Origin of the sequence: Anoxybacillus kestanbolensis (genome assembly GCF_001996285.1) — a bacterium.
Taxonomy (GTDB): Bacteria; Bacillota; Bacilli; order Bacillales; family Anoxybacillaceae; genus Anoxybacillus; species Anoxybacillus kestanbolensis_A.
In genome coordinates this window covers 1-613 of record NZ_MQAD01000020.1, presented here as the reverse complement: position 1 = coordinate 613, position 613 = coordinate 1, and the positions used below count along the sequence as shown (strand labels likewise).

The window sequence follows — 613 nt, the reverse complement described above, 5'->3', positions numbered from 1 at the left end:
GCCACAACATTACCATTTGCATCCGTTAATGCCGTAACATCCCCATGACCGTTAACATAGTAATAGTAAGTCGTCCCATTTCTTGTCATTGTCACTGGACGATCATGCACATCCCAAGTATACTCAGCAACAATATTATTGTTGGCATCTGTTTCATATAGCACTTGGTTCGAGTCGCCATCGTAGTGATAATAAATGGTTCCGTTTGATGTGGTTTTGCTGATCCGTCTTCCAAGCTGATCATACGTGAATGACGCGATGGTGGCGCCAGACGCATTTTTCACTTCAATGAGACGGTTGTCATCATCGTACACAAATGTCTTATTGCCGTTGTTCGTTAAATTGCCATTGGCATCGTAGGTGTATGCTTGTCCGTTGACGGCTGTTAATTGGTCGGCGGCGTCATACGTGTATGTTGTGGTAATCGTCGTCGTTCCATTGTTTACGATTTTCTTCGTACGGTTCCCGACAGCACTGTATTCGTTCCATGGGAGAGGACATGTACAGATACCAATTCTAAAAATATTCTGGTAAGTTGTTCTCTAAAACGTACCCGTTCTCCCAAGTACCAACAAGTAAATATTGGTCATCGTTACTAAATTCAGCAAAACAA

1 pseudogene is annotated in these 613 nt (G+C 42.7%); it reads right to left on the bottom strand.

The window, feature by feature from the left end:
* Positions 1-425 (bottom strand): annotated as a pseudogene (locus tag BO219_RS10855) (RHS repeat domain-containing protein); the annotation flags it as partial.
* Positions 426-613: the final 188 nt, after the last annotated feature.